The organism is Streptomyces sp. NPDC051104 (assembly GCF_040682835.1).
GTDB classification, from domain to species: Bacteria; Actinomycetota; Actinomycetes; order Streptomycetales; family Streptomycetaceae; genus Streptomyces; species Streptomyces cynarae.
Window position 1 is genome coordinate 24,178 of sequence record NZ_JBFBBS010000029.1, and the last position, 21,050, is coordinate 45,227.

The 21,050-nt window shown below is 68.1% G+C and carries 16 protein-coding genes and 5 pseudogenes; 13 read left to right on the plus strand and 8 right to left on the minus strand.

Going from position 1 to position 21,050, the window contains the following annotated elements; all coding sequences use genetic code 11:
- Nucleotides 1–18 precede the first annotated feature (18 nt).
- Nucleotides 19–144: pseudogene (locus AB0N14_RS29390) on the minus strand (helix-turn-helix domain-containing protein); the annotation flags it as partial.
- Nucleotides 145–501: 357 nt separating this feature from the next.
- On the opposite strand from AB0N14_RS29390, the gene AB0N14_RS29395 reads away from it, so the two are divergent.
- From AB0N14_RS29395 to AB0N14_RS29420, 6 genes and pseudogenes are all read left to right on the plus strand, one after another.
- Nucleotides 502–2,433, plus strand: a complete 1,932-nt coding sequence (locus tag AB0N14_RS29395; protein ID WP_366028726.1) for a putative Ig domain-containing protein — start codon at nucleotides 502–504, stop codon at nucleotides 2,431–2,433.
- 105 nt (nucleotides 2,434–2,538) lie between these two features.
- Nucleotides 2,539–2,973: a hypothetical protein gene (locus tag AB0N14_RS29400; RefSeq protein WP_366028727.1), complete on the plus strand. Its 435-nt coding sequence runs from the start codon at nucleotides 2,539–2,541 to the stop codon at nucleotides 2,971–2,973.
- 96 nt (nucleotides 2,974–3,069) lie between these two features.
- Nucleotides 3,070–3,576: pseudogene (locus AB0N14_RS29405) on the plus strand (integrase core domain-containing protein); the annotation flags it as partial.
- A complete protein-coding gene (locus tag AB0N14_RS29410) occupies nucleotides 3,573–3,704 on the plus strand; it encodes a hypothetical protein (protein WP_366028728.1) in 132 nt (43 codons plus the stop codon). The pseudogene AB0N14_RS29405 and the gene AB0N14_RS29410, both read left to right, overlap by 4 nt.
- Before the next feature lie 561 nt (nucleotides 3,705–4,265).
- Nucleotides 4,266–5,510, plus strand: a complete 1,245-nt coding sequence (locus AB0N14_RS29415; RefSeq protein ID WP_366028729.1) for a ricin-type beta-trefoil lectin domain protein — start codon at nucleotides 4,266–4,268, stop codon at nucleotides 5,508–5,510.
- Nucleotides 5,511–6,121: 611 nt separating this feature from the next.
- Nucleotides 6,122–7,552 carry a ricin-type beta-trefoil lectin domain protein gene (locus tag AB0N14_RS29420; RefSeq protein WP_366028730.1) on the plus strand — a complete coding sequence of 477 codons (1,431 nt, stop codon included), beginning with the start codon at nucleotides 6,122–6,124 and terminating at the stop codon, nucleotides 7,550–7,552.
- 90 nt (nucleotides 7,553–7,642) lie between these two features.
- On the opposite strand, the pseudogene AB0N14_RS29425 reads toward AB0N14_RS29420, so the two are convergent.
- The 3 genes and pseudogenes from AB0N14_RS29425 to AB0N14_RS29435 form a co-directional block, all read right to left on the minus strand.
- A pseudogene (locus tag AB0N14_RS29425) lies at nucleotides 7,643–8,047 on the minus strand (integrase); the annotation flags it as partial.
- Nucleotides 8,048–8,140: 93 nt separating this feature from the next.
- Nucleotides 8,141–8,302 (minus strand): annotated as a pseudogene (locus AB0N14_RS29430) (N-acetyltransferase); the annotation flags it as partial.
- 66 nt (nucleotides 8,303–8,368) lie between these two features.
- Nucleotides 8,369–11,932: a choice-of-anchor D domain-containing protein gene (locus AB0N14_RS29435; protein ID WP_366028731.1), complete on the minus strand. Its 3,564-nt coding sequence runs from the start codon at nucleotides 11,930–11,932 to the stop codon at nucleotides 8,369–8,371.
- Nucleotides 11,933–12,897: 965 nt separating this feature from the next.
- Between AB0N14_RS29435 and AB0N14_RS29440 the strand changes: the two genes are divergently transcribed.
- The 3 genes from AB0N14_RS29440 to AB0N14_RS29450 all read left to right on the plus strand — a co-directional run bounded on the left by AB0N14_RS29440 (nucleotide 12,898) and on the right by AB0N14_RS29450 (nucleotide 15,983).
- Nucleotides 12,898–13,053, plus strand: coding sequence for a hypothetical protein (locus AB0N14_RS29440; protein ID WP_366028732.1), 156 nt, complete (start codon nucleotides 12,898–12,900; stop codon nucleotides 13,051–13,053).
- Nucleotides 13,054–13,121: 68 nt separating this feature from the next.
- A complete protein-coding gene (locus tag AB0N14_RS29445) occupies nucleotides 13,122–13,508 on the plus strand; it encodes a hypothetical protein (protein ID WP_366028733.1) in 387 nt (128 codons plus the stop codon).
- A 261-nt stretch (nucleotides 13,509–13,769) separates the two neighbouring features.
- Nucleotides 13,770–15,983: a glycosyl hydrolase family 18 protein gene (locus tag AB0N14_RS29450; RefSeq protein WP_366028734.1), complete on the plus strand. Its 2,214-nt coding sequence runs from the start codon at nucleotides 13,770–13,772 to the stop codon at nucleotides 15,981–15,983.
- Nucleotides 15,984–16,096: 113 nt separating this feature from the next.
- Here the strand turns inward: AB0N14_RS29450 and AB0N14_RS29455 are convergent, their stop codons facing one another.
- Together AB0N14_RS29455 and AB0N14_RS29460 are read right to left on the minus strand one after the other, a co-directional pair.
- A complete protein-coding gene (locus AB0N14_RS29455; protein ID WP_366028735.1) occupies nucleotides 16,097–16,546 on the minus strand; it encodes a hypothetical protein in 450 nt (149 codons plus the stop codon).
- Between the two features lie 98 nt (nucleotides 16,547–16,644).
- Nucleotides 16,645–17,834, minus strand: a pseudogene (locus tag AB0N14_RS29460) (glycosyltransferase family 2 protein); the annotation flags it as partial.
- Between the two features lie 31 nt (nucleotides 17,835–17,865).
- On the opposite strand from AB0N14_RS29460, the gene AB0N14_RS29465 reads away from it, so the two are divergent.
- From AB0N14_RS29465 to AB0N14_RS29475, 3 genes are all read left to right on the plus strand, one after another.
- Complete coding sequence (locus tag AB0N14_RS29465; RefSeq protein ID WP_366028736.1) at nucleotides 17,866–18,228, plus strand: integrase; 363 nt, start codon at nucleotides 17,866–17,868, stop codon at nucleotides 18,226–18,228.
- Between the two features lie 95 nt (nucleotides 18,229–18,323).
- Nucleotides 18,324–18,521, plus strand: coding sequence for a hypothetical protein (locus tag AB0N14_RS29470; RefSeq protein ID WP_366028737.1), 198 nt, complete (start codon nucleotides 18,324–18,326; stop codon nucleotides 18,519–18,521).
- 158 nt (nucleotides 18,522–18,679) lie between these two features.
- Nucleotides 18,680–18,925 (plus strand): Smr/MutS family protein, encoded by a 246-nt coding sequence (locus AB0N14_RS29475; RefSeq protein ID WP_366028773.1) that lies wholly within the window; start codon nucleotides 18,680–18,682, stop codon nucleotides 18,923–18,925.
- 27 nt (nucleotides 18,926–18,952) lie between these two features.
- Here AB0N14_RS29475 and AB0N14_RS29480 read toward each other — a convergent pair whose 3' ends face one another.
- Nucleotides 18,953–19,702: an SDR family oxidoreductase gene (locus AB0N14_RS29480; RefSeq protein ID WP_366028738.1), complete on the minus strand. Its 750-nt coding sequence runs from the start codon at nucleotides 19,700–19,702 to the stop codon at nucleotides 18,953–18,955.
- A 287-nt stretch (nucleotides 19,703–19,989) separates the two neighbouring features.
- Between AB0N14_RS29480 and AB0N14_RS29485 the strand changes: the two genes are divergently transcribed.
- Entirely contained in the window at nucleotides 19,990–20,631 is a 642-nt protein-coding gene (locus AB0N14_RS29485; protein ID WP_366028739.1) for a transposase, read from the plus strand.
- A 20-nt stretch (nucleotides 20,632–20,651) separates the two neighbouring features.
- Here the strand turns inward: AB0N14_RS29485 and AB0N14_RS29490 are convergent, their stop codons facing one another.
- Nucleotides 20,652–21,023 carry a hypothetical protein gene (locus AB0N14_RS29490; RefSeq protein ID WP_366028740.1) on the minus strand — a complete coding sequence of 124 codons (372 nt, stop codon included), beginning with the start codon at nucleotides 21,021–21,023 and terminating at the stop codon, nucleotides 20,652–20,654.
- Nucleotides 21,024–21,050: the final 27 nt, after the last annotated feature.

A 21,050-nucleotide genomic window follows, 5' to 3' on the forward strand; every position in this document is an offset into this window, starting at 1 on the left:
GAGCCGGCGCCGCACCAGCGCCTCCAGTACGTCGTAGACGCGTTGGCGCGGCACATCGGCCTCACGCGCCACCTCCGCCGCCGTGTACGACTCGCGTCTGACCAGCGCGAGGTGGACCCGCGCCTCGTAGCGCGCCAGGCCCAGTGCCGTGAGGTCGTTGACCGGTCCGCCGTCCGCATCCGTGGCTCCACACGTTAGAGCTGATCGGCTGCGGACTCCCCCTGAAGCACCCGTATATCAACTCCCTTCCCGTTCAAGGTCGTTGATTCTGCAGAAGTTCATGCTTCAAGGACAAGCCTTTGCCATTGGCGGGTAGCGCCTTGGAGTGGGCGCTCACTACGTTTCGCCGAAGCCACCACTGCCAGGGGTGGCAGCTCGCAGCAAAGCACATGCTACTCGCAGCCCACAGGTACCAGTGGTTACGCGCCGCCTCGAATCATGTCATTTGACATGTTCCTGACATATACCTGGCGGCATCGATCCCCCATGGAGGGCAGTCTCTTGCGATCGCAGAACACCGACCACGCGAGACCCAACCGGCTCCGACGGCTCACCCGCCGCGGGGCCACCGCCCTGCTGTCGGCCGCGGCCCTGATCACCGGCGGCATGCTGGCCGCCGCGCCCCAGGCGGTTGCCGCACCGACGGCATCACACACGTCGAGCAGCTCCATCGCCAACCCCTACAGCCCCGCCTACCAGCACCCTTACCGGCACGGCGTGTTGCCGACCCTGCAGCAGCACGCCAAGATGAAGTCCTGGGCGGCCACTCATCCGGCCGCCACCGCAGCGACCGGACCGCAGACGCTGTCCTACGGCGGCGGCGTCGACGGCATCGGTGTCCAAAGCGGCCACTCGAAGGTCTACCTGGTGTTCTACGGCACCCAGTGGGGCACTCAGAGCACCAACAGCAACGGAGACATGACCTTCTCCGGCGACTCGGCGGGCGCCGCCCCCGTCGCCCAGGAGATGTTCAAGGGCATCGGCACCGGCAACGAGCTGTGGTCGGCCGACCTGACCCAGTGGTGCGACGGTCCCAACGTGGCGTCGGGCGCCACCAGTTGTCCCGCCAATGCCAACTTCATCCCCTACCAGAGCGGCGGCGTGCTCGCCGGCACGTGGTACGACAACTCGGCCGCCTCGCCCAGTGCCGCCACCGGGCACCAGCTCGGCGCCGAGGCCGTGAAGGCGGCCGGCCACTTCGGCAACACCACGGCCACCGCCAACCGCGACGCGTACTACGTCGTCCTGTCGCCCCACGGCACCAACCCGGACAGCTACCAGGGCCAGTACTGCGCCTGGCACGACTGGAACGGTGACACCACGCTGACCGGCGGTGCGGTCTCCTCGAGCTACGGCGACATCGCCTTCAGCAACCAGCCGTACAACATCGACTCCGGCGCGGGCTGCGGCGTCGGGTTCGTCAACTCCCCCGGCACACTCGACGGCTGGACCATGACGCTCGGCCACGAGTGGCAGGAGATGATGTCGGACCAGAACCCGGCCGGCGGCTGGACCAACCACACCGGCAGCTCCTACAACGGCCAGGAGAACGCCGACGAATGCGCCTGGATATCGCCGGGCAGCACGGGTGGAGCGGCGAACGTCACGATGGGTACCGGCACCTTCGCCGAGCAGGCCAGCTGGTCCAACGACACCAACTCGTGCGCCATCAGCCACGCGATCGTCGGCGGCAGCACCGGGAACACGGTCACCGTCAACAACCCCGGGAACCAGAGCAGCACCGTGGGCACGGCCGTGTCCCTGCAGATGACGGGCTCCGACTCCGCCTCCGGCCAGACCCTCACATACACCGCGACCGGGCTGCCGGCCGGACTGAGCATCTCCTCCAGCGGCCTGATCAGCGGCACCGCCACCACGGCCGGCACCTCCTCCGTCACGGTCACCGCCCACGACACCACGGGCGCCTCCGGCAGCACCTCGTTCACCTGGACCGTCAGCAGCACGGGCGGCGGCTGCGCCAGCCCCGGCCAGAAGCTCGGCAACCCCGGCTTCGAGACGGGCACCGCTTCCCCCTGGACAGCCAGCAGCGGCGTGATCGACAACTCCGGCAGTGAGCCCGCCCACTCCGGCAGCTGGAAGGCCTGGCTGGACGGCTACGGCAGCACCCACACCGACACCCTGTCCCAGTCGGTGACCATCCCCGCCGGGTGCAGCGCCACCTTCTCCTTCTATCTGCACATCGACACCGCCGAGACCACCACGACCACGGCCTACGACAAGCTGACCGTCCAGGTCGGCACCACCACCCTGGCCACCTACTCCAACCTGAACGCGGCCGGCGGCTATGTACTCAAGTCCTTCAACCTCTCCAGCTACGCCGGTCAGACGGTCACGCTGAAGTTCACCGGCACCGAGGACTCAAGCCTGCAGACGAGCTTCGTGGTCGACGACACCGCCCTCAACGCCTCCTGACCCCACCAGGCCCGGGCCCAGCAGGACACGTTCCGCCCCAGCAGGGAACCGCTGCTGGGGCGGAACCGTCTCACCGGCACACATTGCCGGGAAGGAGTCTCGTTCATGGCGCTCCCTCGCGCCCACTTCGCACCTTGCTTCGCCGTATGCCTGGCTCTCACCGCCATCTCGGCCTGCGGGGCCGACGCCGCGCAGTCTGCCGCGCGGACCACGCCCGCACCTCTCCGGCTGGATGAGCGCGCGAACCACACCACCGTCTCGGCCACGGTGGGCACCTCGGTGGTGGTCACGCTGCACAGCACATACTGGTCCGACCTCACCAGCAGAACACCGGATGTCCTGGCCGCCGCCGGCGCCTCGCGGGTCACATCGGCCCACACCTGTGCCCCGGGCAGAGGCTGCGGCACTGTCGAAGTCGCCCTGCGCGCCGTCCGGCCCGGCTCAGCAGACATCACGGCCCGCCGCACCAGTTGCGGCGAGGCCCGCCGCTGCGTCGGCGATGAGGGCCGATACAGCGTGACGGTGAAGATCCGTGGGTAGACAACGTCGCTCAGGAGCGTGGTAGTCGGCCCGTGTATCCGGATGGACAGGAGTCCCACGGGCGAAGACGAGGGTGTCAACTTAAGTTGACACACCCTGCTGGCGGTGATCGAGCACGCCACCCGCCGCGTAAGGATCCTCGGCGCCACGGCACATCCGACCGCGGCATGGGTCACCCAGGTCGCAAGGAATCTCGCCGTGGACGTCCAGGACAGCGGGGCGAAGATCAAGTACCTGTTCCGGGACCGCGACGTCCGCTACCCAGCGGACTTCGACGCTGTCCTGGCAGACGAAGGCATCGAGGTCGTGCGGACCGGGGTAAGGATGCCCCGCATGAACGCGATCATGGAGCGATGGATCCGCTCGTGCAGAACTGAACTCCTCGACCGCACCCTGATCTGGAACCGGACCCACCTGCTGCACGCCCTGCGCGAGTACGAGACGTTCTTCAACCAGCACCGACCCCACCGCACCCTCGCAGGCGCCGCACCTCTGCGCCCACTGCCTGAACCGATCACCGAACCCACCCGACTGACCCACCTGAACGTCCGGAGACGCGACCGCCTCGGCGGTGTCCTGCACGAATACCAACATGCCGCGTGACCAGCACGGACGTGATTCTCGGCACCTACAGGGCCGAGCCCCTTCCGCTGACCTGCGGCAACGCCGCCAAGAGCCGCGCTCTGTGCCGCGAGGAGGGCTCATTGCACGGAAAGTGCGCCAGAACCTGAAACGAGGGCCACGTACGGCGGATGAAAAGTGAGCCGATCGTCCTGTCAAGGTCTGGTCCACGATCCGCTGACGCACATCGACCGGATGCCCAGCCGACCGTCGTGCACACGCGCCGCCCCGCCGCCGCCAACCACCTCACGTCGCCGACCACGCCCAGCACGACATACACCTACGGCTATAACGCCGACGGCAACCGCACCACCGCGTCCAACACCAGCATCGGCCTGCGGCCGCCAGCTACCGCAGGAAGACCCGCTGCTCAGGCTGACAGCAGGTCGTGGTGGGATCGGCTGCAAGCACCAGCCTCTGCGGCGACCCCCCTCGACTGCAACCCCCCATAGAGAACTCGCCCTTCAGGTGAACGAGTGCAGTGTGATGACCCGAGCACCTCAACGTAACCAGCCCCACAAACCAGGCTTATGGACGAAGAGGAGCTTCTGGTCTAGACCTTGACAGCCACCCTGTGCGGCGCCACCTTGGGACGCACTCGCAACAGCGGCAGAAGCCTTGGCGATTTGAAGGGACGGTCCGACATGGGAGAGTCGACCATCGGCGCTCGTGTGCGAATTCGCAGACGCGGGCTACTGGTCGCGCTCGCCGCGCTCGCGCTGGCGGCGGCCCAGTTCCTCGCCCTGCCCGCGCAACCCTCAGCGGCTGCTGGAAACGCCGGCGTCAACTGGCAACTCGCCTGGGCCGACGACTTCAACGGTGCCGCGGGCGGCGCTCCGGACGGGTCGAAGTGGAACTACGACACAGGGGGCGGAGGCTGGGGCAACCAGGAACTGGAGTACTACACCAACAGCCGCCGCAACTCCTACCTGGACGGCGCCGGCAACCTGGTCATCACGGGGCGCAATGACGACGCCTCGGGTTACCAGTGCTGGTACGGCACCTGCGGCTACACCTCCGCGCGTCTGCAGACCTCAGGGCATTTCGCCCAGAGCTACGGCAGGTTCGAGTCGCGCGTCCAGATCCCGTGCGGACAGGGCATGTGGCCGGCGTTCTGGGCGCTCGGCGACAACATCGGCAGTGTCGGTTGGCCGACCTCCGGGGAGATCGACACGATGGAGAACATCGGCAGCCAGCCGGGCAGTGTCCACGGCAGTCTGCACGGTCCAAACAACTACAACACCACAAGCACATACAGCCTGGCCAACAACGCACGATTCTGCGACGGCTTCCACATCTTCGCCGCGGACTGGTATCCGGACCACGTTTCGTTCTCAGTCGACGGGCAGATCTACGACACCCAGTACAAGGCCAACGCGGGCTCCGGCTGGGTCTTCGACCACCCGTTCTTCCTGCTGCTCAACCTGGCCGTCGGCGGCAACTGGCCCGGCAACCCGGACAGTAGCACCCCGTTCCCCGCGAAGATGACCGTGGACTACGTGCACGTCTACCGCCCCGCCTACCCGTCCTCCGCCGCGACCGGCCAAATCACCGGAATCGGCGGCCAGTGCGTCGACGTGAACGGCGCCAACACCGCGAACGGCACCGCCGTGCAGCTGTACAACTGCAACGGTACCGCCGCGCAGAGCTGGACGCTCCAGACCGACGGCTCCATCCGGGCGTTGGGCAAGTGCATGGACCTCACCAGCGGCGGCACCGCCAACGGCACTCAGGTCCAGCTGTACGACTGCAACGGTAGCGGCGCGCAGAAGTGGCAGCAGGAGTCCAACGGCCAGCTGGTGAACCCGCAGTCCGGCAGGTGTCTGGACGCCACGGGCAACAGCTCCGCCAACGGTACGCGCTTGCAGATCTGGGACTGCTACGGCTCCAGCAATCAGCTCTGGAGCGTTCCGTAGTCTGCTCCTGCGCCTCAGACCGAACCAAGATTATCCGCCGGCTCGCGGTCCCCAGTACCCATGGGGGCCGCGAGCCGGCGGCCGACGGCGGGTCCTCGGAACCGAGCCGTCGACGACGCCCGCCAGGACGCTGGCCTTGTGCGGTCGGCTCATGGCGCGGAGGCACTTCTTCGCAGCCCTGCAGACGAAGGTGCAGACGGTGAAGAACTGGGAGGCGCGCAGGACGCGCCGCCGGCGGCCCCGGGGGACGTTCACCGGCCCCACCCGCGCCGGCTCCGGCTGCCGAAGCGCCGGCAGCGCCCGCGACGGAGCGTCGGGCGGTGGCCGCCAGGAGTACGTCGACGTCGCGCCACCCGGCGGTCGCCAGCCTGGATTGTGGCACCCCCGCCGCCTTCCGCAGCCGGGACCGACATCGGGCGACGGCAGGTTGGGTTCACCCGCCAGCAACGCATCGACCGCTGCGAACAGCTCGCGGCGAGGGACGGCCGGGTGCGGGCAGAAACGTAAAAGTTTTGGTCTATACCATTGTTCTACGGCGGGCTGTTGGCCCACTCTTGGAGGCCTGCGCCGTTCCCGGGATTGGCAACAGCGCCACCGCACGCGGGGACTGCGTGTTCAGCCTGCCCTTTTTACGCGAAAGGAACGATGGCATGTTCCGAAGAACACGCCTGGCCTCCGTCGGTATCGCGGCCGTTCTGGCCGGCGCAGCCGGCATTGCCGTGGCGCCGTCAGCTTCGGCCGCCACCAGTTGGCCAGCCCACGTATCGGCCCCGTATGTGGACGCCGGCATGGGCAACACCACATTGACCACCGTCGCAAGCAACTACGGCAACAAGTTCTTCACCCTCGCGTTCGTGGACGGTGCGAACTGTCAGTGGTCGATGTACAACACGTCCAGCTGGCAGACGCAGATCGCGAACCTGCGTGCGGCGGGCGGCGACGTGTCGATCTCCTTCGGCGGATGGGGCAGCGACAGCGGAGGAACCGACCTGGGCAACACCTGCTCCTCGGCCTCGGCTGCGGCAACCCAGATCGAGAGCGTGGTCACCACGTTCAATGTCACCCACCTCGACTTCGACATCGAATCCAACGGGCTCAGCAACCACACCGATGTCGACCGCACCAACCAGGCCCTCGCCCAGGTGCGCTCGTGGGCGAGCAGCAACGGGCGCGCGCTGTCGGTCTCGTACACCGTCCCGGTCCTGCCCTCCGGTCTGACCTCCGACGGCCAGTACGTGCTCAGCAGCGGTCGCAGCAACGGCTTCACCCCAGATGTCGTGAACATCATGGCCATGGACTACGGCACCTCGGGCACCGAGATGGGCACCGCCGCCAACCAGGCCCTGGACGCGACGGCCGGCCAGGTCGCCTCCGTCTACGGCAAGTCCACCGCCCAGGCGTACGCCATGCTCGGAGTGACCCCCATGATCGGGCAGAACGACAGCGCCGGGGAAATCTTCACGCTCGCCGACGCCTCCACCGTCGAGTCCCACGCCGCGGCCCAGGGCATCGCCGAGGTCTCTTTCTGGTCCGAGGGCCGCGACAACGGCGGCTGCCCCGGCCAGACCACAGCCTCCTCCAGTTGCAGCGGCATCAGCCAGAACACCGGCGACTTCACCGTAGCGTTCAACAAGTTCACCGGTGGCAGTAGTGGCACGGCAACGGGTGCGATCACCGGATACGCCGGTTTGTGCGTGGACGATCAGTCCGCGAGCACCGCGAACTACAATCCGATCCAGGTGTACACATGCAACGGGACCGCTGCCCAACAGTGGACGGTGGTGTCCAGCGGCAACACGTTGCACGTGCTGGGCAAGTGCATGGACGTCTATGCCGCGGGCACGGCGAATGGGACCAAGGTCGACCTGTACGACTGCAACGGCACCGGTGCGCAGGTGTGGGTGCCACAGGCCAACGGGTCGCTGCTGAATCCGAATTCGGGTAAGTGCCTGGACGACACGAACTGGTCGACCACGCCCGGCACCCAGTTGCAGATCTGGGACTGCTCCGGCAACGCCAACCAGCACTGGAACATCCCCTGACCGAAGCCTCGCGCCTCCTTCTGCCACGCCGCCCCGGTAACGCCACGGCCCACCGAGGCGCGTCGGCGTGGCAGGTGGAGGCGCGAGATGAAGCTCGCCCTGGATCCGCCTGTGTCCCCACTGTGCGTTCTCTCGAGCGAGCCGCAAGACCAGCTTCCTGAGCGCCGCCCTGGCCGTTGGTCGTCCGGTGCGGGCGCGCCGCGTGTGTAGTCCCACTTCGCTGCGATGAGTCGGCGATGCCAGGCCGACAGGGTGTTGGGAGTTGACCGGGAAGACTGCCCGACAGCGGTGACGGGGTATCAGGCTGGACAGTGCCGCCTGCCAGAACCGGTCTGCGGACTCGTAGCGGACCGGGCCGGCGATCTGACGGCGCGGCACTGCGTTCTCATGCCGGAGCACGAGTGACTCCGCGTCCTTGGCGGTGTCGCAGCGCACCATAGCCCCGGGGACGGACAACAGCTTGCGGGCCACCTTGTACACCAGTGAGACGATCACGCGGACATGGTCCCGGCCGAGAATGTCCTACTCCTGCCAGCAGCAGCGATGACTTTCCGAGCCCGACAAGTTCTCGGGCGAGGATGACCGGGCTTAGGCCGGGGCGGGGAGATCTGCCTCCGGTTGCCTGCGTTCGAGGCCACGGGTGATTCGCTGTTCGAGCCTCGCCCGACAGTCCGGCCGCTCCGCTGTGGTGAACGAGAAGATCGCAGAGTCACGGAGCCGGCCGTCCTCGCCCGGCGCCCACGACCGGGACGCGGCGGCGCCGCCGGGCGCATATTGCGCGCCCGGCGGCGCCGTCGGTGATCGTACGATGTCAGATCATGAGTGCCAGACCTGGAACTCCGAGAGCTGGCCGGCCGGCCAGCCCGTGTTGGCGGTGACGTTCACCCGCAAGTAGCGCTGGGTGGTGGCCGGGAAGGTGATGGTGACGGTGTTGCTGGTGGTCGGGTCGAAGGTGTAGCTCGCCGACGCCACGAGGGTGGTGAAGGTGCTGTTGTCGGTGCTGCCCAGGACGGACAGCGTCTGGCTGCGAGCGCCCCAGCTGGCGGGGAGCTGCAGGACGATCCGGCTGACGCTGTTCGAGGAGCCGAGGTCCACCTGCACCCACTGCGGAAGGGCGTTGTTGGCGCTCTCCCAGTAGGTGCTCTGGTTGCCGTCCGTCACGTTCGACGAGACGTACGTCTGGGTGTAGCTGGACGCGCTGGTGGCCTTGCCCGCCGCCAGGTTGGTGTTCGTCGGGGCGCCGGTGCCGGTCAGCGCGACCGTGGTCGGGCTGTTCGACGCGTTGCTGGTGATGGTGAGGTTGCCGGTCCGGGTGCCGGACGCGGTCGGGGTGAAGGTGACGTTGACGGCGCAGGAGGCGCCCGCCGCGATCGACGTCCCGCAGTTGTTGGACTGCGCGAAGTCACCCGTGGTGGCAATACCGGAGACCGACGCGGACGCCGTACCGGTGTTGCTCACCGTGATGGTCTGCGCGGTGCTCTTGGTGTTGACCGTCTGGCTGGCGAAGGTCAGCGAGCTCGGGCTGGTTGACAGGGTCGCCGATGACGTGCCGCCGCTGGCGGCGGGGTACACCGCGAAGTCCGACAACTGGCCCGCGTTCCAGCCTGAGTTGGCGGTGATGTTGGCCCGGACGTACCGCGCGGCGGTCGCGTTGAAGGTGATGGTGACGGTGTTGTTGTTGGCGTTCGGGTCGAAGGTGTACCCGGCCGAGCCCACTATGGTGGTGAAGTTGGTACCGTCCGTGGAACCCAGCAGGGACAGGGTCTCGGTACGGGCCGACCAGGACGTCGACGGCGGGAGCCTGAGGACGACCTTGCCCACGCTGTAGCTCTTGCGGAGGTCGACCTGCGCCCACTGCGGGAAGGAGCCGTTGGCGCTCTCCCAGTAGGTCGAGGGGTCCGCGTCGGTGAGGTTCGCGGGCACGTACGTGCCGTTGCTGGAGCTGGCCGACGTCGGCGTGCCGGCCGCGAGGTTGGTGGTGCTGTCGATGCCCGCGCCGGTGAGGGCAACGGTGGTGGGGCCGTTGTTGGCGTTGCTGGCGACGCTCAGGGAGCCGGTACGGGTCCCGCCCGAGGTCGGGGTGAAGGTGACGTTGACCGTGCAGGACGCGCCCACCGCGATGGTGGAGCAGTTGTTGGTCTGGCTGAAGTCACCGGTCACCGAGACGCCCGAGACGGTCGCCGAGGTGGTGCCGGTGTTGCTGATGGTCACCGCCTGCGCGGCGGCCGACGAGCCGACGACCGTACCGGCGAAGGACAGGCTCGCCGGGTTGGCGTTCAGTACCGGACCGGGCGCCGTGCCGGTGCCGGTGAGGCTGACGGGGTTGTTCGATCCGCCCGCGTTGACGGTCAGGGTGCCGGTACGGGTACCGCTCGCGGTCGGACTGAAGGTGACACTTACGGTGCAGGAGCCGTTAGCCGGGATGGACGATCCGCAGTTGCTGGTCTGGGCGTAGTCACCGCTGACGGTGATGGAGGAGACGGGTACGGCCGAGCCGGTCGGGTTGTTGACCAGCACGTTCTGCGCGGCGCTGGTCGAACCCGTGGCGACGGCACCGAAGTCCAGCGCGGAGGGGCTGACGTTGACCGAGTCCTGGTAGGGCGGGTAGATCGGGGCCGGCCATGGGCCGCAGAACGAGCCGGTGAGGCCGGAGTTGCCGCCGCCGTCGGTCACCACGAAGTTCGATCCTTCGCAGTTGTAGGCCGCGGACGACGATGTCGCCGACTCCGACGATGTGGCGACGCCGGTCGCCGTGACGTTGTTGAACGTCGCCGCGCCGCCGGTCTGCTCCTGCAGGGCGAAGGTGCCGGTGCCGGAGATGGTGACGTTGCTGAGGTTGACGCCGCTGATCGTGCCCTCGACCCACTGCACGGCCTCGTACGGGCTCTGCTGGATCACCATGTTGGTCACGTTGATCGGGCCGGTGATCGCGCCCTGGCTGGCGTCGAACCACAGCGAGCCCACGCCGAACTGCCAGTTCGGGTCGAGGCTGCCGTTGCGGATCAGCGTGTTGCCAGTGATGTTCGTGGTGCCGACCGGGGTGGAGTTGAAGCGCTGCCCGACGTGGATGCCGCCGCCCTGGGCGATACCGGTGTCCCGTACCAGGTTGCCGCTGACGGTGTTGTCGTGGCCGCCGTAGATCGCGATGCCGTTGGCCAGTATCTGCAGTTGCACGGTGTTGTTGGAGATCGTGTCGAAGGCGTCTGCGCCGAGGCTGGAGTCCGCCCAGGTCGCGATGCCGTCGTCACCGGTGTTGCGGAGATCGCTGTTGGTGACGGTGGAGTTGGTGACGCCGCCGTGGAAGTTGATGCCGTCCGCGGTGGTGTCCCGGATGCGCACGCCGCTGAAGGTCAGTTTGTCCATCGGCCCGTCCATCCAGGCGCCGACCTTCATGTGCTCGATCCAGACGCTCGACACGCTGGAGTTGCTCATCGCGCCGCCGATGCCGTTGACCTGCGCGCCGTCGTTGCGTTCCTGGACGTTGCCGGAGATCGCGAAGTTCTGCAGGTGCACGTTCTGGCTCGGCGTCGGCGCGGAGTTGCCGTAGAAGCCCGGTGCCGTACCGGTGACCGTCGAGTACCACATGCCGGCGCCTGCCACCGTCACATTGTTGACGGCGATGTGGCCGGGGATGTTGAACGAGCCCGGCGGGATCCACACCGTGCCACCGGGGCCGGCCGCGCTGATCGCCGCGTTGAAAGCGCTGGTCGAGTCGGCCACACCGCTGGGGTCCGCGCCCTTGCTGGTCACCGACACCGAACCCGAGGGCTGCGGCAGCGCCGCGCCGACGTTCTCGAAGTCCGCGAAGTCGATGGTGTAGGAGGACGCGGTGTCCTCGGAGTCGACCTGCAGCTTGAAGGTGGTGCCGGCCGGATAGGTCGTGCTGAACAGCCGGTGCACCTCGTCGTAGAAGTGGTGCGGGTTGCTGCCCGGGGAGTTGGTGAACGGGTAGCTGCCGTAGTACCAGCTGTAAGCGTTGGTGAGGCTGAAGTTCGTCTGCTTGGTGCCGTTGACGTACAGCGACAGCGGGGCGCTGTAGACCGAGCCGTCCGCGGTGTCCGGGATGCTGTACCGGAAGTCGATCGAGTTCGTCGCCACCGGCGTGGTGAAAGTGACGTACTTGCCGGCGCCCTGCAGAGTCACCGCCTGGCGGCGCGACGCCTCGTCGGCGAGCTGGCCCTGGGTATAACTCGGACCGATGGCAGCGCCGTTGGTGGCGGAGTTCTCCGCCTGCACCTCGGCGTACGGCAGGCTCGCGCCGCTGCCGCCGGTGGCGGTGGAGGCGGCAGCAGCGGGCGTTGCCGTCAGGGCGAGTACGCCGGCGGAGGCCAGCAACGCCCCGGCACCTCCCACGGCGACCGCTCGTCTCAGCCTTCTCATGGATTGGAACACTTCTTGCTCCCTTCGGCACGGGATGCCGGATCTGCGTTTCCGGCGCCCCGCGGTTGATGAGGGTGAGGAGTGACGCGGCGCACAACTGCGGTGCGGTGACGCCGGGCACGCCGAACCTCCCACCGGCGGGTGTGCGGGCAGGCGACGACGCCTGGGGCGGCGCGACAGGTGTCCGCGGTATGGCCATGCGGTGGGGCTTGTTGGGTGGGGGATCAGGTGGGGGGGCGGGGAACTGAGCTTCGGGACATGGGGAGTTCATAGGGCACCAGCGGAAGGCACCGTAACCCCTACGACATAAGCCCGCAATATCTAGATGCATCTCTGTTAAAAATCGAATGGTCTTCTGCAAGATTTCATGTGAGAAGGCGAGGATTTCTGGCAACTCGCGATCCCGGGAAGCGGACAGGGCGTTCCGGTGGCCGGACGCGCAACAGCCGGAACGGCCTCGGCATGTGCACCGAGGCCATCGGCTGCGATGAGATGTGCGTCGAGCTCCGGCCAGGCGCCGTAACGGTCACTCCAGCGCGCCGCTGATCAGGCCCGCCGCCGCGCACTTGGCCGGCGCGGGCGTCGCACCGGCAGGCGAGCCCGGAGTGCGTCCGGGTCCTGCTCGTGCCGTCGGCGCACCAGGCCGCGGAGGCCGCCGGAGCGCCGATTTCGCCCACCGCACGCGACTCCGGGGAAAACCGCTCTGCCGGCGGTGCCCATGCGGGCGGCAGGCTGCACCGGTGGTGTGCATCGCAGCGGTCGACTGGGACGCACCTGGACCATATGCCCTGCTTTGTGGGACTGGTTGCGTTCAAGCCCTCAGGTCATCACACTGCAGCAGCCGTTCATCCGAAGGGCGAATTCTCTTCGGGTGGACGGCAGTTGCCGGTCGGGGCCAGCGGGTTCGGTACGTGTGGTCTCTGCGATGCCGCCGGGCTCCGGCGGCCCGGCCGAGGGAGTTGACCGTGTCGTTCTGGAACGCGGGATCGTCGTCGAAGGGCGCGGGCGTCGGTGTGGCCGCCCTTGTCCTAGGGGTTGTCATGACCTCTGTATTTCCGGCATTCGCGATCGACTCGTACAACGCCACGCCCGCGCCCGAGCGGACCGAGGTGGGGCCCTGATCGCGCAGTGGGACGACGACGCGAACCCGGCGACGCCCGACCGGCTGGACTGGATGTGCTCGGGCACCATGGTGGACCGCGACACCTTCGTCACCGCGGGGCACTGCACCACCGACTGGCCTTCCGGGGTGCGGTTCTACGTCTCGCGGGACCAGGACGTGCAGTCCGCGCTCGACACCGCGGCGGTCGCGCACCCCGGTGATCCGTCTGCCGTCGCCTCAGCCGTGGGCGTCGAGGGCACGGCGCACACCGACTCGGCTTACCCCGGGCCGTCCGCCGACCCCCACGACATCGCCGTCATCCAGCTCCCTGCCGCCGCGGTCGCCGCCCGGTGGACCTTCGCCCCTGCCACCCTGCCCGCCGCCGGCGACCTGGACGCCCTCGGCCCGCGGCAGTTGAACGCCAACGCCCGGCCGCCCCCAGGACGCGGGCCGGATGGTTGGCGGGCTCGATGACGGCGGAGGATACACAGTCGCGCCGTTCAGGGCCGCGGCGGTGAAGACACAGGCCAGGATCGCGTGGGCCTGGCCGAGCAGGAAAGAGGCCCAGGGCTGGAGGCCGCGATCTCAGGCGAACCGGCCCGGGAACGCCCCACGGCGCCCGGACCCATTGACCCATTGGTCCATACCAATTACGATCCCTGACACACGGTGACCGTGTCATGCCCAGGTCTTCTTCTGCCCCCATCCCGGCCGGACCCGACGTGAGGAATTCCCTTGAAACCTGACAGTCACAGATCACGGCATCGGCTGACCCTTCTTCGGCGCCTCGTCGCCGTCTGCGCGATCGGCGCACTCGCCGCCGTCGGGCTCACGGCCCAGGCGCACGCCGCGGGCACGAACATCCTCACCAACCCCGGCTTCGAGTCCGGCCTTACCGGATGGACCTGCACGGCGGGCAGCGGCAGCACCGTGTCCAGCCCCGTGCACGGCGGGTCGTCCGCCCTCAAGGCGGTGCCGACCGATTCCGACAATGCCCAGTGCTCGCAGACGGTGGCCGTCCAGCCCAACTCCGCGTACACCCTGAGCGGCTACGTCCAGGGCAACTACGTCTACATCGGCGCCACCGGCACCGGCGGCACCGACCCGTCGAACTGGGTCACGACCACCTCGTACCAGCTGCTCAGCACCAGCTTCACCACGGGCGCGAGCACGACCTCGGTCACGATCTGGGTCCACGGCTGGTATTCCCAAGGGGCGTACTACGCCGACGACTTCTCCCTCGTCGGCCCGTCGGGCGGCGGCACGACGGACAATCCGCCCTCGGCGCCCGGCACACCCACGGCGAGCAATGTCACCAGCACCTCGCTGACCTTGAACTGGACTGCCGCCACCGACGACCACGGCGTCCAGAACTACGACGTCTACCGCGGCACCACCAAGATCGCCACGGTCACCGGCACCACCTACAACGACACCGGACTGACCGCCGCCACCACCTACACCTACAGCGTCAAAGCCCGCGACACCGCCAACCAGGTCGGCCCCTCCAGCGGCGTCCTGACCGTGACCACCGCGGGCAGCGGCACGGACAGTCCGCCCTCGGCGCCTGGCACACCCACGGCGAGCAATGTCACCAGCACCTCGCTGACCTTGAACTGGACTGCCGCCACCGACGACCACGGCGTCCAGAACTACGACGTCTACCGCGGCACCACCAAGATCGCCACGGTCACCGGCACCACCTACAACGACACCGGACTGACCGCCGCCACCACCTACACCTACAGCGTCAAAGCCCGCGACACCGCCAACCAGGTCGGCCCCTCCAGCGGCGTCCTGACCGTGACCACCAGCGGAACCAGCAGTGGCGGCGGTGGCAGCACCGTGAAAATGGGCTACTTCGCCGACTGGGGCGTCTACGGCCGCCAGTACTTCCCCAAGAACATCGAGACCTCCGGCAGCGCGTCGAAGCTCACCACGATCAACTACGCCTTCGGCAACGTCACCAACGGCCAGTGCGCCATCGGCGACGCCTACGCCGACTACCAGATGACGTACACCGCCGCGAACAGCGTCGACGGCACCGCCGACACCTGGGACCAGCCGGTGGCCGGCGCGATCAACCAGCTCCGCGAACTGAAGAAGCTGCACCCGGGCCTCAAGATCATCTGGTCCTTCGGCGGCTGGTCATGGTCCGGCGGCTTCGCCCAGGCCGCGGCGAACCCGGGCGCCTTCGCCACCTCCTGCTACAACCTGGTCGAGGACCCGCGCTGGGCCGATGTCTTCGACGGCATCGACATCGACTGGGAGTACCCGAACTCCTGCGGCCTGTCCTGTGACACCAGCGGCCCGGCGGCGTACACCAACCTGATGTCCGCGCTCCGCGGCCGGTTCGGCAGTGACCTGGTCACCGCGGCCATCACCGCCGACGGCTCCTCCGGCGGCAAGCTGGACGCCGCCGACTACGGGGGCGCCGCACAGTACGTCGACTGGTACAACGTCATGTCGTACGACTACTTCGGCGCCTGGGCCGCACAGGGACCGACGGCCCCGCACTCCCCGCTGTACTCCTACAGCGGCATCCCGACCGCGGGCTTCTACTCCGACGCCGCCATCCAGAAACTCAAGTCCAAGGGCGTCCCGGGGAGCAAGATGAACCTGGGCATCGGCTTCTACGGCAGAGGCTGGACAGGCGTCACCCAGGACGCGCCGGGCGGCACCGCGACCGGAGCCGCGGCCGGCACCTATGAGCAGGGCATCGAGGACTACAAGGTCCTCAAGACCAAGTGCCCGGCCACCGGCACCGTCGCCGGCACCGCATACGCCCATTGCGGCAGCGACTGGTGGAGCTACGACACTCCGTCCACCATCGCCGGCAAGATGACCTACGCCAAGAACCAGGGCCTCAGGGGCGCGTTCTTCTGGGAGTTCAGCGGCGATACGAGCAACGGCGAACTCGTGACCGCCCTCAGCAACGGTCTCGGCTAGGAAGCACTGAAGCCGTACCGGGCAGGCGGGGTCGCCCCCGCCTGCCCATCCGCCGCACCCAACTACTAGGCGGCCCCATCAACGACCACCGGCAAGCAGCCCAAGCAGTGGGCCTATGAGGACCGCCTCACCACGGCCCAGACCGAGAGCCTGCGCGCCGTCAACCGGTGGTTCCGCGATACCAGCAACCGCCCCGAAGCCCGTAAGCCGCTGTCCTTGCGGGAACGCTCGCACGAGATATTCACGACGGGAAACGCCTCGACACCCTGATCTCCGGTGCGCTGTTCGCCCCCGAACGGCTCGACCTGGACCTGCTCGCCACGTACCGGGAACCACCCCCACTCGCCTACCGCCGACTGGGCGACGGCGACACCATCATCGTCATCGAGAACAGCGACACCTACGCCACTCTCCGCCGCCTCCTCGCCCCCAGCCCCGGGCCGACCCTGGAGAAGATCACCGAACGCGAGCAGGCCGTAGCAGCCGAGGCCGAGACGGCGCGAACCCAGATCGAGCAGCTCACCGGACGCCTGCGCGAGAGCCGAGCCGGCCGAACTCGCCACCGCCCGCAAAGTCGTCCTCGCCCTCGATCAGAACGAGGGCGAGAACGCACGCACCACGGGCCTGCCCGAGAACCCCCTCTACCAGTGGTGCAACGCTCCTAGGAGTCGGCGCTCCTCGCTGCGCCGTTCGCGTGAGCGGTGTGGGCCTCGGGCAGCCAGGCGTCGGCGAGCGCCGTGGGTACGGCTGGTGTGGGGACCAGTACGGTCGGGGAGGGCGGGGCCTGGAGACTGCCGTAGCGTTCCATTCGCTGCCAGCGCAGCCGCGAGCCGGCCAGGGCGGTGAACACCGACTGGACCACCACCAGGTACATCAGCTGCCGGTAGACGAACTGCTGCAACGGCAGACTCCACAGCGGTCCGGTCCGTTCGCCGTCCCGCCGGAAGGCGTACCAGCCCATCGTCAGCTGCAGCAGCAGGAAGCCCAGCCACACGGCGATGACCCGCGTCGGCTGGAGGAAGACCAGCCCGTAGACGGCGAAGACGTCCACCACCGGGCCGAGCAGCGGCAACAGCGTCTGGAAGAGCAGCAGACAGCCGAGCCCCCGGCGACCGAGCCGGCCGGCCGGGCAGCGCCGCACCAGGGCTCCGCGGTGCTTCCACATGGCCTGGAGGGTGCCGCAGCACCAGCGGTAGCGCTGTTTCCACAAGGCACTGGAGGCCGGGGCCTCGGTCCAGGCGATGGCGCTCTCCTGGAAGACGACCCGCCAGCCGTCCCGGCACAGGGCCATGGTCAGGTCGGTGTCCTCGGCGAGCGTGTCGTGCCTGACCCCTCCCACGCGCCGTAGCGCCTCGCGGCGGAAGGCGCCCACCGCGCCGGGCACGGTGGGCATGCACTCGGCCAGGTCGAACAGGCGGCGGTCCAGGTTGAAGCCGACGACGTACTCGATGTGCTGCCAGCGGCCCAGCAGCCCGCCCTGGTTGACGACTTTGGCGTTGCCCGAGACCGCGCCCACCCGCGGGTCAGCGAAGGGCTGGATCAGCATGCGCACGGTGTCGGGCTCGAAGACCGTGTCGCCGTCGACCATCACCACCAGGTCGTGGAGGCGGCCGTGATGCCGGTGTTGAGGGCGGACGGCTTGCCGCCATTGCGTTGGCGGATCAGCCGGACGCCGGGCAGGCCGAGCGCTTCCACGAGGTCGGCGGTGCCGTCGGTGGAGCCGTCGTCCACCACGATGATCTCCACCGGGTGGTCGGAGGCGGCCAGGGAGCGCACCGCTGCCTCGATGCCTGCGCTCTCGTTGTGCGCGGGCACGATGACCGACGCCGGCGCGGTGACCGGCGGGCCCCACGGCGTGCGCCGGGCCCCGTACCGCTTCAGAATGGCTGCACAGTCCGTGACCTGGGGCGACGCTCCGCGGACCGATCGGGCACCATCGGACCTTGTGCTCGTACGGATGCTCTACCTGATCGCCACGCGGATCTTCGCGTGGCTGGTCCTGCTGTCCCGATCCTCCGCGGCGAAGGAGGCCGAGATACTGATCTTGCGACACGAAGTCGCGGTACTACGCCGCCAGGTCGCGGCCCCCAAGCCCACCTGGCCCGACCGGGCACTGCTCACCGCCTTCGCCCGACTCCTCCCACGGGCGCTACGCCAGCATCGGATCGTCTCCCCGCGCACCCTCCTGGCCTGGCACCAACGTCTGATCAAGGACAAGTGGACTCAACCCTGCGGGTGCCGATAAATCATCCGTCCCGGTCGGGTCCGTGATCCCCACACTCCGACCGTGTCCGCTGATCGCGGCAGAGGCTTCGCCTACACCGGGGATCATGATCTGTCGTGTTGCTACGACTGGCCTATCTCGCGGCCACCAACACCTTCGCGCTCCTGCGTCTGCTGCCGATCAGCGACCGGGACAAAGACATCGAGATCCTTGCCCTCCGACACCAACTGCTCGCCCTTCAGCGCCAGGTCGGCAAGCCCACGTTCACCGACACTGAGCAGTCCGCGTCGGCCTGCTCCACCATCTCCCGCTGAACAAGCTGCAGCACCGGCGCGATTCCGGCCGAACCCCCGGAAGTCCGGAACCCGCGGGGTGGGACGGGGGGCGGGGGGAGGACGTACGCTGCCACTGCACGACGAGCCCACGGGGACCCGGCGTCGGCCGGTGACCGAGCGCATCGGAGGCGATTGCCCTGCTCACGTTGGATCTGCACCCGATCTTCCGCAACAACCGCGACATCGATGTCGCGCTGCGCCAGACCCTCTTCAAGGCCGCCGCCACTGGGGTCGACGTCGTGCAGATCATCACAGGCAAGGGGACGGGCCAGCTGAAGAAGCGGGTGCTGGCCGTGCTGGCGCAGAAGCACATCAAGAAGCTCTACGTCCGGGTGGAGACCGACGCGACCAACGCTGGCCGGGTCCTGGTCCATCTTCGATGACTCTGCCGGCGGACGCGCGGTCGGGCTTCAGATCTGGGCGAGGCCGCCGTCGACAAAGAGTTCGGCTCCGGTGGTGAAGGAGCTCTCGTCCGAGGCAAGGAAGACCGCCGCTGAAGAGACTTCGTCGGCGCGGCCCATCCGGCCGAGCGGAATCATCGTCGCAAGGGCGTCCGCGAGGTGCTGTTCGCCCTGTGCCGGGCTCCCCAGGCCACGGATGCCGGGGGTCTCGATGGGGCCGGGGCTGATGGCGTTGACCCGGATGCCGCGGGCCGCGAGCTCGGCGGCCCAGGTGCGGGCCAGGTTGCGGTCGGCTGCCTTGGTGGCACTGTAGACGCCCATCGCCTCGAAACCCTTCGACGCGTTGATGGAGGAGAGCACGATCACCGAGGCGCCGTCCGGAAGCAGTGGAAGCGCCTTCTGGACGGTGAAGAGCGTCCCCTTGACATTGACGTCGAAGGTTTTGTCGTACTGCTCCTCGGTGATCTCCCCTAGTCTGGCGAGTTCGGCGACGCCGGCGTTTGCCACGACGACATCCAGCCGTCCGCTGCGCTCCTCGATGGTGGAGAAGAGCCGGTCGAGATCGTCGAGATGCGAGACATCGCTCTGGACGCCGACGGCCCGTTCGCCGACGGTTTCCACGGCCGCGTCCAGTTCGGCCTTGCGCCGGCCGGTGAGGTAGACGGTGGCGCCTTCGTCGGCGAACCGGCGGGCGATGGCCAGACCGATCCCGGTCGAGCCACCGGTCACCAGGGTCACCTTGTCATCGAGCTGTCCCATGATGCCCACTTCCTTGAAATAGCTCATTTCACTACATCTGGGAGCCTTTCAATGCATCTCGTAGCGCCGACGCTGCGGCGAGTATTCCCGCCGGTGACGACCTTCGATGGCAAACCAGCGCCTGGTGAAGAAGAAGTGGACCCAGCCGCCCCTTCCAGGTCGCCCGCTGCTGCCCGACGAGCTTCGAGACCTGATCGTCCGGCTCGGCGCCGAGAACCCTCAGTGGGGGTTCCGCCGCGTGCACGGCGAGCTGCGCCGACTCGGGCACAAGGTCAGGCGCGGCCACCGTGCGCCGCGTCCTGCGTGCCGCCGGCATCAGCCCGGCGCCACGCCGCCACCCGGCGCGCCGCGAGTGGGCCGCCTTCCTCAAGACCCATTCCAGCGGATTGCTCGCCACTGACTTCTTCCACGTGGACACCATCGCGCTGCATCGGCTGTACGTTCTGTTCGTGATGGACGTGCGCACTCGCACCGTGCACATCCTGGGCGTCACCGCCCACCCCACCGCCACATGGGCGACCCAGCAGGCCCGACAGCTGCTGTGGCAGCTTGGCAACCGCGCCGCTGACTTCACGCACCCCATCCGGGATCGGGACGCGAAGTTCACCGATGCTTTCGATGCCGTCTTCGCCAGCGAGGGCGGTTGCCGTGGCGGAAATTCCTCCCGCAGCCCCAACTGCAACCCGTACGCGGAACGGTTCATACGCTCGGTACGCGAGGAGTGCACCGACCGCCTGCTGATCTTCGACCGAGGCCACGCCGAGAAGACCTCTACGACTACGCCCGGCACTTCAACGGCCACCGGCCTCACCAGGGCCGCAACCAGCTCGCGCCCCACGACGACCGAACATCATCCCCTGCCCGCTGCCCGGATCGAACGCAGCCAAGCCGGCGCCGGCCTGATCAACGAGTACCGGCAGGCAGGCTGACCGCCCGACAAACTCGCAGATCACAGCCGATGAAGCCATTTTGAAGCCCTACGAGGCGTCCGTGCCGGTGCCGGCCGCGTGGGACTCGGGTTGTAGCCCTGCTGGCCGGTGATGTCTCCCTTCGTCCATGTGCCGGTCTTCGCCGTGTTCTGGGTGTCGAAGTTGTCGACCAGGACGACCGACTTGCCCGCCGGGGCGCCGTCGTCCGACCGGGACCTTAGCGCGCCGTCGGGGTAGTACGACCAGGACATCGTGCGGTCCGAGGAGCCGCCCGCCGAAGTCAGGGTCCGCTTGGTCTGCTGGCCCAGCTCGTTGTAGTCGTAGGTCGTGACGATGCCCCACGGGTCCGTGGACGACCTCGACCCTGCTCGTCGAGGTCTACGAACGCTCACAGGCTGAGGAAGCCATCGATCCCCAGC

Coding starts and splice junctions, on each gene's coding strand:
- AB0N14_RS29400 (WP_366028727.1), top strand. CDS start 2,539: ATGGCGCTCCCTCGCGCCCACTTCGCACCTTGCTTCGCCGTATGCCTG.
- AB0N14_RS29435 (WP_366028731.1), bottom strand. CDS start 11,932: ATGAGAAGGCTGAGACGAGCGGTCGCCGTGGGAGGTGCCGGGGCGTTG.
- AB0N14_RS29445 (WP_366028733.1), top strand. CDS start 13,122: ATGGTGGACCGCGACACCTTCGTCACCGCGGGGCACTGCACCACCGAC.
- AB0N14_RS29465 (WP_366028736.1), top strand. CDS start 17,866: ATGGCTGCACAGTCCGTGACCTGGGGCGACGCTCCGCGGACCGATCGG.
- AB0N14_RS29480 (WP_366028738.1), bottom strand. CDS start 19,702: ATGGGACAGCTCGATGACAAGGTGACCCTGGTGACCGGTGGCTCGACC.